This window comes from Pseudomonas sp. Marseille-P9899 (genome assembly GCF_903166565.1).
GTDB classification, from domain to species: domain Bacteria; phylum Pseudomonadota; class Gammaproteobacteria; order Pseudomonadales; family Pseudomonadaceae; genus Aquipseudomonas; species Aquipseudomonas huaxiensis.
The window spans coordinates 208943-219560 of record NZ_CAESCG010000011.1 but is presented as its reverse complement, the minus strand read 5'-3'; the positions used below and the strand labels follow the sequence as shown (position 1 = coordinate 219560).

The 10618-nt window shown below is 52.9% G+C and carries 6 protein-coding genes and 1 pseudogene; 6 read left to right on the top strand and 1 reads right to left on the bottom strand.

The window, feature by feature from the left end; all coding sequences use genetic code 11:
* Nucleotides 1-571 precede the first annotated feature (571 nt).
* From pncB to HWV67_RS30980, 6 genes and pseudogenes are all read left to right on the top strand, one after another.
* Nucleotides 572-1777 carry a nicotinate phosphoribosyltransferase gene (pncB, locus tag HWV67_RS31005; protein ID WP_175653981.1) on the top strand — a complete coding sequence of 402 codons (1206 nt, stop codon included), beginning with the start codon at nt 572-574 and terminating at the stop codon, nt 1775-1777.
* A 3-nt stretch (nt 1778-1780) separates the two neighbouring features.
* Nucleotides 1781-2305, top strand: a pseudogene (gene nadE, locus HWV67_RS31000) (NAD(+) synthase); the annotation flags it as partial.
* Between the two features lie 125 nt (nt 2306-2430).
* Nucleotides 2431-3693 carry a tyrosine-type recombinase/integrase gene (locus HWV67_RS30995; protein ID WP_175653980.1) on the top strand — a complete coding sequence of 421 codons (1263 nt, stop codon included), beginning with the start codon at nt 2431-2433 and terminating at the stop codon, nt 3691-3693.
* Nucleotides 3693-6227 carry a tyrosine-type recombinase/integrase gene (locus tag HWV67_RS30990; RefSeq protein ID WP_256680252.1) on the top strand — a complete coding sequence of 845 codons (2535 nt, stop codon included), beginning with the start codon at nt 3693-3695 and terminating at the stop codon, nt 6225-6227. The genes HWV67_RS30995 and HWV67_RS30990 overlap by 1 nt, the downstream gene beginning before the upstream one ends.
* A complete protein-coding gene (locus tag HWV67_RS30985; protein ID WP_256680251.1) occupies nt 6224-8344 on the top strand; it encodes a site-specific integrase in 2121 nt (706 codons plus the stop codon). The genes HWV67_RS30990 and HWV67_RS30985 overlap by 4 nt, the downstream gene beginning before the upstream one ends.
* Nucleotides 8341-8853: a hypothetical protein gene (locus tag HWV67_RS30980; RefSeq protein ID WP_175653979.1), complete on the top strand. Its 513-nt coding sequence runs from the start codon at nt 8341-8343 to the stop codon at nt 8851-8853. The genes HWV67_RS30985 and HWV67_RS30980 overlap by 4 nt, the downstream gene beginning before the upstream one ends.
* Before the next feature lie 233 nt (nt 8854-9086).
* Here the strand turns inward: HWV67_RS30980 and HWV67_RS31945 are convergent, their stop codons facing one another.
* Nucleotides 9087-10577 carry a DUF4365 domain-containing protein gene (locus HWV67_RS31945; protein ID WP_175653978.1) on the bottom strand — a complete coding sequence of 497 codons (1491 nt, stop codon included), beginning with the start codon at nt 10575-10577 and terminating at the stop codon, nt 9087-9089.
* Nucleotides 10578-10618: the final 41 nt, after the last annotated feature.

Below are 10618 nucleotides of genomic sequence, written 5' to 3'. Positions count from 1 at the left end.
AAAACTGGTGGTTTATCCAGCATTAGGGGTTGCGCAGGTAATGTGCAAAAGCTATAATGCACATATACCAAGTTGCTTGGAAGGCATTACAAGTCAGCGTAATGTGCAGTAAAGGTGGGGGGTGAAGGGCCTGGGTTGGCACTACAACTTTCAGCAACTTGTATCTGCGTCTTGCTCAGAGCAAGCGCCGTGCCATCGGTTTTTTATTCGAAAGAAACTCGTGCTCAGGTTCACCGGCAAGCGGTCGCGGGCTTTCTTTATGGGTCGTGCAACCCTCTGCAACACAGAAAGTTACACCCGAGGCCATAAATAGGCGCAACCACTCAATGCCATCATTGCAACCCTCGCGCGTGTTTACGTGCAACCGTCCTGTAACAGCATGCGTAACGGAAGTGCACATCCGTGGTGCGCGACTGCTACAGCAAGCACCATAAGAGGCTAGTCTGGGTTGGAGAAATCGCCGCTAAAGGTAGGCTGCTACCGAATGACCCGGCAGACGCCGGCTTCGCCCTACGGCAAAGACTGGCACAATGAGCAGCTCTGATGGCACACGCCTGGACTGGAGCCTTATATGAGCGAAAGCGCCTTCGCCGATCGCATCGTGCAGAGCCTGCTGGACACCGATTTCTACAAGCTGACGATGATGCAGGCGGTGCTGCACAACTACCCCAACGTCGACGTCGAATGGGAGTTCCGCTGCCGCAATGGTGAGGACCTGCGCCCCTGGCTGGGGCAGATCGGTGAACAGATAGAGCGCCTGAGCGAGATGTGCATCAGCACCGAGCAACTGGCCTTCCTTGAGCAGATCAGCTTCATGAAGCCGGATTTCCTGCGCTTCCTCGGCCTGTTCCGCTTCAACCTGCGCTACCTGAAACTGGGCATCGAGAACGACCAGCTTTTCCTCCGCCTGCGCGGCCCGTGGCTGCACGTGATCCTCTTCGAAGTCCCGCTGCTGGCGATCATCAGCGAAGTGCGCAACCGCAACCGTTATCCACAGGTGCATCTGGAACAGGCCCGCGAACAACTGCACCGCAAGTTCGACTGGCTGCGCGCCAACTCCAGCGCCGAGGAATTGTCCGAGTTGCAAGTCGCCGATTTCGGCACCCGCCGGCGCTTCTCCTACGGCGTCCAGGAAGAAGTGGTGAAGGTGCTCAAGGCCGACTTCCCCGCGCGCTTCGTCGGCACCAGTAACGTGCACCTGGCATGGAAACTGGATATCAAGCCACTGGGCACCATGGCCCACGAATGGATCATGGCCCACCAGCAGCTCGGACCGCGGCTGATCGACAGCCAGATTGCCGCCCTCGACTGCTGGGTACGCGAGTACCGCGGCCTGTTGGGCATTGCCCTGACTGACTGCATCACCATGGATGCCTTCCTGCAGGACTTCGACCTGTACTTCGCCAAGCTTTTCGATGGCCTGCGGCATGACTCGGGCGACCCGGTGATCTGGGCGGAGAAAGCCATCGAGCATTACCGCAAGCTCGGCATCGACCCGATGACCAAGACCCTGGTGTTTTCCGATGGCTTGAACCTGCCCCGTTCGCTGGAAATCTTCCGGGCCCTGCGCGGACGGATCAATGTCAGCTTCGGCATAGGCACCAACCTCACATGCGACATCCCCGGAGTGGCGCCGATGAGCATCGTGCTTAAAATGACCGACTGTAATGGCCAGCCCGTGGCCAAGATTTCCGATGAGGCCGCCAAGACCCAGTGTCGCGACCCCAACTTCGTTTCCTACCTCCGTCACGTTTTCAAAGTTCCCAGCGAGGAGTAACCCATGCAAGCCGTCCAGCGAGAGATCGCGCAGCAGCTCAAGGTCCAGCCGCCGTTCGCCGACCAGGCCGCGCTTGAGGCCGAAGTGGCCCGGCGCGTCGCCTTCATCCAGCAATGCCTGAAAAACGCCGGGCTCAAGACCCTGGTGCTGGGCATCAGCGGCGGCGTCGATTCGCTGACCGCCGCGTTGCTGGCCCAGCGCGCGATCAACGACCTGCGCCAGCAGAGCGGTGACGAGCACTACCGCTTCATCGCCGTGCGCCTGCCGTACCACGTGCAGCACGACGAACACGATGCCCAGGCCTGCATCGACTTCATCCAGCCGGACGAACTGCACACGGTGAACATCGCTCCGGCAGTGCGCGCCCTGGCCACCGAGGTCAAGGCCCTGGAAGGCGGTCAGCCGAGTCTGGTGGATTTCGTGGTCGGCAACACCAAGGCGCGCATGCGCATGGTGGCCCAGTACACCATCGCCGGGGCCCGTGCGGGCCTGGTGATCGGCACCGACCATGCGGCGGAAGCGGTGATTTCTTCCCCCCTACACTAACCTGCACATCCCTCCCCCATCCCCGCCCCAAGGGCTTTCCTTCGTCAAATCTCCACAGCCATAATGCACATCATCAGTAGGTGAACGATCGCATAGGGCAGTTGTTGATGAAGGTGGTAACCGCTAGAGAAAGACTTATCGACCTGAGCAATTCTGTTCTCGCCACAGGGGAATACAGAGAGCAGTTCATGGCTCAACCTGAGGGCAAGCAACCGATTGTCCAGGTGAATGGTTGTGGCCTCGTAGATGAGGATGAACGCCTGCAACCCCTGGTATCCACCTACCTATCCCTGAATCTCCGCAAGAAGAGTCTCGCTTTCGCCTCGGTCAAATCCTATGCCAGCCGGTTGGCCCTCCTACTTCAAGACCTCAAAACCAATGTTGAGTTTGAAGGCTGCTATCGGGACGACGCATTTCTGAGTGTGACCATTGGACGCCTGGAGACCTACCTGGCGAACCTAGCCGCAAATGGCTTAGCCCCCAAGACGATTCAGACCCGTGACGCTGCGCATCTCCATTTCTTCAGCAAATTCCTCTGCAGGTCTTTTGATGGACAACCGGCACTCAGGGAGGACAATCCCTATGAAGACGGTATGCTCTGGACGGGGAAGGCCAACACCTTGGGTATCGTTCAGCCCAGTAGCCTCACCGAGCTTGAGCAGTTGATCCTGCACGCCCATTCCGAACGCGAACGATGCCTTATTCAAGCGGTATACGACTCAGGGACGCGAGTCTCTGAAGTCCCTCGCATTACGCTCCAGGCGGTGAGAGACGCCCTCGACTTCCACAAGCTCCGATTCGTGGCGGCCTCAGGAGACTATCCACTCCAACCAGACTATTGCCCGCTCCACATCGCCGGTAGCAAGGGCAGACGTGACCAGATCAAGCCTCGCATCACCTTAGTCAGCCGGACGGTTCTTGAGCGTATCGATGCCTATCACCGAACGCCGTTGTACCGAAGACTCGCTAAGAAGTACGAGAGCCCTGAGACCACTCCCGCATTTTTTAATGCTCAAGGAACACCGCATACCACCAAGAGCGTGGAGAAGTTATTTGAAAGGACGAGCAAGCGAGCCCTGAAGGCCGGGAAAATCAGGCGAGCCATTTCTCCTCACAAGCTACGCCATGGCGGTGCGTACGCCATCCTGGGGAGCCCTGACCTGGGACAAAGTTACCTTGATCGCTTGGTCACTCTCACGAAGTCGTACGGGCACAACAGCGAAACAACCTCTGAGGGCTACACGCTGATTCCTTTTGACATCTTTCAAAAGCTCAGAGAACCAAACGCCGTGGTGAAAACTAAAGCTGGTGAGATGCACACACTCCGGGAACGGACAACTAAGCGCATCCGGACTGGAGATGTGAAGTGATGAATGTCGACCTCCCCTTCTCCGTTGAGCACCCGCTTGACCAGCCTGATGACGTTCAAGTCTCTGTATGCACAGAGCCTGACCATGAAACCAAAGCCAACGCCAACCCCAACGATGCCATGGCCGATGCCGCAACAGAATACGACCTCAAGAAGCGTAGAACGGCTGATATCAATGAGGCCATCGAAGCATGGGCAGACAACATTAAATCAAGCCGGCAGAACCTGCTCACGGTTCAACTCTCGCAGAATGGTGAGCTGAGCGTGTCTCCCACCTTCCTGGAGAAGGCTCTAGGCACTACCCAGAATACCCTGACGTCCAGGGCGTACATCTTCGAGTCAATCGTTGAGCGAATGATTGAGGAACAGATTGTGGTTCCAGGCCAAAACTCGATCTCAAACGAGTGGCGTCGCAAGCTACTTTGCTGGTACGAGTCAATTCCCGAAGAGGAAAAGAAAGACATCCCGATCGTGAAAAACAGCATTTCGGTCACACGATGCTTGAGCAAAGTCGAAGGCATGGGAAACCTGAAATGGGCACGGCGCGAGCTTCCTCTGGCCAACCAGACCTTCAACGAGATCGAGGAAGACCTCAAAGCCCGTGGTGTCATTGCATCCGACTACAAGCCGACGAAAGACCGGAAGCTTGAGCAGGCCCAGAAACGCAGCGAGTCCCCCAAGGTTGATACCTGGGAGCAAGTCATCTCCTCGCTGAGGGCTATCCCCCTCTCAAAAATTGAACAGCTGGTTAACAACGACCCTGATCGACCATTCAAAAAATTACTGCATATGTTTGCGGCGGCATCCATGAAGGCCGCTTCAGTATCAGGGCAGAAAAATTATGGCGAGGCGTTTCGGTTTGTCTCCGAGCACCTGAAGGAGGTCGGCTTCAAGGGACAGGAGGATCCGAGAGAGTACATCACCCCCAACTATCTTCCTCGCTTTCGAAGCTACCTGGCCGAGCAATTGACCATTGGCTCGATCTCAAGCTACACCGCAGATGGTTTGTTGTCGATGACGCGCCAGATGCTCAAGCGCGCTCTCAAGATCCAAGGTATCGGCTTTACCAGCTTCGTTGACATCCAGGGTTTTGACAAAGTCAGGGAGACAGATGAGTACCGGCCATACTTAGCCGCCGACCGAGAGAAAATCAAAAGCGCCTGCGAGCTTGAGATCCAAGAAACCAACGCATTGGCCCAAGACTATGTGTACTCCCATGGCGGCTGCGACCCGATGGACGCCCAGGGCTACGTTCGAAATGGGTTTGCCAGCCTGGAAAATGCCCGCTGGATCTTCGAAAACAAGCTGAATTGCCAACGTATCAGCCGTGCGTTTCATGACCCGAACAACCGGTATGAAAAAGGCTTCTGCCAGATTGTGGATTACGTGGAGCAGGGGATCGTTGAGATCTACAAAAGCTGGGGAGTGATTTACGAGGTCACATCAAGGCTGCTCGCCCCCTACATTATTCGACTTGCCCAAGTGACAGGTCTGAACGCCGACTCCCTCGTCACGTTGGATCTGGACGATTTCGTTGAGTGCCATGAGCTGTCGAGGCGACCGTGCCTTCGGTACTGGAAGGAGCGAAGCGGGGGGCAGAAATTCTACCACCTCGATTTGATGCACGCGGATATCTCCTGGCTCAGCTTTTCTCAAAGCTTCCAAGTCAAAAAAGTTTTTGATGACGTGATCCATCTGACTCGCCACATTCGAGCGCGTGCCGAAGGCCCGGCCAAAAATCGCCTGTTCATTTACGAATCACGTAAGCAAAGCGAGTTCAGAACGGTCAAGACCTTCGAAGGCTGGACACTGATCAATGGTGTCATGCAGCAGTTCTCAAAAGACCATTTGCTGAAGACCGATGCCGGCGCCCCCCTGCCGATTTCTGCCTCGCGGCTGAGACCCAGCCTGGTGGCTGAGCTCATCGACAATGGCGTATCTGTTCGAGAGATCCAGGTCATCTTGGGCCACAAGAGGATTTCGACGACATTGAAGTACCTCGACAAGCTGGAATTCAGCAAAACCGCACGGTATGTGGTTGAAGAAGCGCTCAAGAAAATTCACAAGGAGCTTGTTCTTGATGCGGCCAGCGGAGTAGCAGAGAGCCCGCAGAATACCGCTGGCGACCCATCTGCTCTCCCAGACGGTCTTGACCCCTCTGCGATCATCATCAGAACCGGGCTTGTTGAATGCCGCAACGTGTACGACCCACCGGAAGAGATCAGGAGCCTCAGTGGTTACAAGGAAGGCAATCCCTGCTCCCTGTTGAACAAATGCCTGTCGTGCCGTAACTGCATCATCACCGTGTCCAACCTCCCGGATCTGTTTGCCATGCGCAGGGATTACCAGACGATGATGGATACCAGCCCCATCTCACAAACGCCGTATGGGCACGTCATTCGTGAAAACCTGGAAACCCTGGACAGCATTCTCACCCCGTCGATCAATGGGTTTGAAGCCGAGCAACTTGACGAAGCTGAGCGGCTTTCTGAAAACATCATCACCAGCAGTTTGATCGAGGGTATGACGCTATGATGCCGACCTTGGATGCTCTCCTGTCTCAGTTGAAACCCGCCCGGGAAGGGTTGCTTCGACTTCTGAGCGATGGCGATCTGATTGGTACGGACAAGGCGCCGATCGGCCTGACCCCTATGACCCTCCTTCAAGGCCTCATGAGCCTCCCCGTAAGCAAGCTCAGCCTCCTGATGCATCAGGTCTGGGACTTCAATGAGGAGCCGGGCACGAGGGCCAGAGACATTCAGGGTGCCAAATCACGGATCGATTTCGGCAATTACCCCAACCTGAATCAAACTATCTTGTTTGAACTCAAAATTGCCATCTTGTGTGTGTTGCAAATTCCTGGCGCCATGCGTATCAGTGACATCCCCATCATCTACAAGCCGCACACTGTTCTGGAAATTTTCAAATCAACTATCCCATTCATCGACAACATGTGCGCACGAAAACGTGCTCGACTGGGGAATGAGTACTTCGAACTTACCTACTACAGCCTGGCTGATTTCGGCGAAGCAGATTATCAGCTCGAAGCCGCTCAATACGAGAGGGCCTTTCGCCGCGTTACCAATCAAGGGTTCACTTTTCTTAGATCCGTATTTTTACTTGAGAATCTTTTCGCCAAGTCATTACCCTTCGTCGATCTGGAGTCATTGGAGTGGCAAAGAAATAGCATTACCAACAAAAAGGTTCGGCAGAAGGAAAAATTCTTTACTAACAGGGCTTTTGAAAAGAGTGCTCGGAACGGGTCATATGCCGTAGTTGATTTCCTCAAGGCTCTTCACGAGCCAGTGGAGGATCAATATGCGTTGGAGCGGGCCGAGGCAAATGGTTATAAGGCTGCGGCAGATGTCATGCTTACACAAAGAAGCTATGACATTTACGTTGCCATCCGCCTCACCTCGCGGGGTTATAAAACATCTGATGTAGAGCCTCATCTTTACAAGCCTGATCCAGCCTACCATTCGCCTCAAACTCCGGGCATGCTTAAGGATAAAGAGGCTATCTGCAAGCTGACCAAGACACGGCTGAACGAAGAGTTTTATCAATACATCACTCATATCAACAACAGCGCGACTTACATTGTCGGTCAATACACAGGCATGAGGCCATCCGAGTTGAGCGGGATCATGGCGGATGGCTGCCTAACGATCGACGAATTTGGCCATCATCTGATTCTCAGTACGGTCATCAAAAATCGTGGTGTTTACGGAAAGTTGTTTGATGACAAATGGGCTGCAATTCCGATCGTTCTGGACGCTGTTCGGACTTTGGTAATTTTGAACCGGTTCAAACGCAACCCCTACCTCATTTCAAATATGACCACCGTCGCGCCTGGCGCAGAGTCGTCCGCCAATTCCTTAAGTAGCAAAGGTCAAACTCATCTGCTACGTAGCTTTCTTGCTCAGATTCTGAGTCCGGAAGAAATGGAGTCCCTGGATGTCTCCACGTACACGCTTCGCCATACCCTCGCTAATCAAATGAATCGCGCGGCGGTTGGATTACCGTTTATTTCTTATCAACTGAAGCATTTTGGCAACATCGTGGGGAGTATTGGCCAGCATAGGGCAAGTGCGACCACCATCGACTACGGCGGCATTGCTGAGACCCTAACGTCGGGGAGTGGCGCGGACGGTGATCGGGCGCGAAAAGCCGCGAACTTGGAGTTCGTCGTCAACACTTATGACCCTGACGGCAATTACGTAGGGGACAACGCTCAGGCACATCGCCAGCGACTGAAAGCCTATTTCCAAGGCTACTTGGAGCAGGGGTACACGAAGGAGGAAATCTTTGACCGCATGGTCGAGCTGGACTTCGCGATTATCAATGTTGGTCAGGGCTACTGTTATGGCCAAGCGTCTGAGTCATGGGACACTTCACTTCCCTGCATCGGCTCCCTTCGCTGCAATCCAAATCGCTGCAAAAACGCAGTGGTGACCAAAGCCAATGCACCTAAGTGGAGGGAGGTCGTTATCCAAAATACTATCGCTTTGAAAAAACTGGGAGCGGCTCCCGATGGGGAGCAATCGGAGACGGGTGTCGACCATCAGTTCGCCAAGTCCGTTGCCCAGATGCAGCTTGCCATCTCGGAAGCGCAAGCCGTGCTGAGGGGCTTGGGTGAGGAGGTTTTGGCATGACTTCTGCCCCATATGACCAGAAAAACGCGGAAGATGCTGAAGCCAACACACGGCTACTGAGCGAAGCCATAAAGAGGATTGAGAGAGATCCGTCTCTGCCGGCCAGCATCTCAGCTCTTTCCAAAATGGTGGGGATGCACCGTAACTCAATTAGCAGACGAGTCTGGCCAGCCGAGAAGCTTCAAGCCATCAAAGAGAAACGTGAGCAGCAGGAAAAGGAGCAGGCGCTAAACCAAAAAATATCACTGTCACCGGAGCAGCTCCTGGAGCAGAGTCGGCTGGAGGTCATTTACTGGTTCAACGAGTTGCTGGATGCCAGGGCGTCTATCGCCGCGCTGACTAAGACAATCGGCGAAACAGAGTCCAGCCGTAGTTTCTACGTGAACCAGTCACGCGATCGGTTGGAAATCATCAATAAGTTGCGATCCGACAACATGAAGCTGCAGGACGCAGTAGCGGTTCTCGAAGAAGAGCTCAGCGTGTACAGGGCCAATGCAAGCGGCCCATGACGACTTGGAACCAGTTGGATCATGGTCGCTAGCGAGCTCAATCATCATGGGCATGGCGGAGGTTGGCCGGAGGTAACGGTAATCGTCTATGAGGCGCGATTTTTTGCGGAGGAAAAACTTAATGCACAGTCCGGGATTAGTTGGCCACTACATGAGTCTCTTAAACCAGCGACTGTAAGAGCTTTGGCAAAAATTCACGGTCGCGGCGTCTACATGGATCATGTCATTCAATCTTAGCTTGGCTCTCCAAGCATTAAGACTCCGTCGATATCCCTCACCGCGCCACAGGCAATCAATAATGGCACTAGCCGCTCCTGCAGTTCAGGCTTTACGAACTCCATTATAATTTCTATTGGAACAACTCCTACAGTGTTGAGCTCGCTTTTAGTGTAGGACAACCAAGCACTACTCAACGCTTGCAAGACGTCACTCGCGGAAGTAATAGCGAAACGACGATTGACCACCCCAGCTTCAAAAATAAATGTATGCTGGTAACGGTAACCGCATTCACTCCAATTATTTTCCTTGCAGCGATTGCAAGTACACGGCCCATCGCCGAACGCTCTATCAATAAGATCATTAAATAACATTATAGACTTCAGTGACAGGCGAGAATTTACATCCAGCCTATTTCCGACTTTATTTTTATGATCTAATAGTTTTTGATCCGAGCTTCGGCCAGGCTTGGACTTCAAAATCGACTGGCGCTCATAAGAGGTGTACTGCGGAACCTCTGACCAAGATATCATATCATCTGAGAACATCAACCTTCCCATTTTTAGCAGAAAAGAAGGATCAAGCTGCTCACGTACAATATCGCAAAACAAATTTGCTGATTTAACAAACTCCTTTATACTCGAAACAAATTTTTTAGCCCACTCAACATGTTCGCGATTGTCTTGAGCATAATTAGGGTTAGGATACTGTCGCTTGTAGGCATGGAAGCCACTATAAGTTTTCCTATTTGGCTCGTACTCTGCTCTCTCCATCATAAGATCAACGGCATAGTTCGCCTTGTCAATCATATTTGATGCCGAAATCTCTACATCTAGAAAATCACCTTTCGGAAAAATCCAACTTGGCAGCTTGGCTCTGGCGAATCTGGCGCCGTCAACAAATCCTTCATGAAGAACGGGAATATGTTCCCCGCAAGCTTCTTCAATCCAACTATACCATTTATATATCTGGAGATCTGCCGCTATATCATTTACGATCGTGCTTACATGCCCTGCTGCATTAGGCTGAACTTTTCGAGCAATCGAAGTTGCCGCCTCATACTCCCCGGATTTAGCGGCACGATCGAAAACAGCGAGCAGGGCATTCAGTGATGCTTTATCAAAAATATTCGCTTCAGGAACAATTACTTTCCAATGCTTCTTTGTTCGCTCGACATTATCTGGGCGAATATCTATCCACCTGAGCTTTTCGTCACTTGGCGTATAAATAACTAACAGTACAGGTAACGAGTGAGCCAGCCAGTAATCTAAGTGCTTGTTTTCCCCATAAAAAACTAGCCCTTCCTTTGTGTTACTGAGATAGCTGTCACCTGATTTTACTTGAACCGCTACTAGCTTGCCCTGCACTTTGTTGTCAACAACAAGCTCAATCTGACCATCAATTCCTACATCCGCAATAGGCTGCTCTCTAAAAATCCATTCGAATTCGCGAGATATGACCAGCCCAAGTGCATATACACCTATCCTTTCCAAAGACTTAAAGTCCATTTATTCTCGCTCGTAGTGGCATAGTGACTTACCGTGAAATC

Bases quoted from the DNA above. Each gene is read 5' to 3' on its own strand.
- HWV67_RS30985 (WP_256680251.1), top strand. From the start codon at position 6,224: ATGATGCCGACCTTGGATGCTCTCCTGTCTCAGTTGAAACCCGCCCGG.
- HWV67_RS30995 (WP_175653980.1), top strand. From the start codon at position 2,431: ATGAAGGTGGTAACCGCTAGAGAAAGACTTATCGACCTGAGCAATTCT.
- pncB (WP_175653981.1), top strand. From the start codon at position 572: ATGAGCGAAAGCGCCTTCGCCGATCGCATCGTGCAGAGCCTGCTGGAC.
- HWV67_RS30980 (WP_175653979.1), top strand. From the start codon at position 8,341: ATGACTTCTGCCCCATATGACCAGAAAAACGCGGAAGATGCTGAAGCC.
- HWV67_RS31945 (WP_175653978.1), bottom strand. From the start codon at position 10,577: ATGGACTTTAAGTCTTTGGAAAGGATAGGTGTATATGCACTTGGGCTG.
- HWV67_RS30990 (WP_256680252.1), top strand. From the start codon at position 3,693: ATGAATGTCGACCTCCCCTTCTCCGTTGAGCACCCGCTTGACCAGCCT.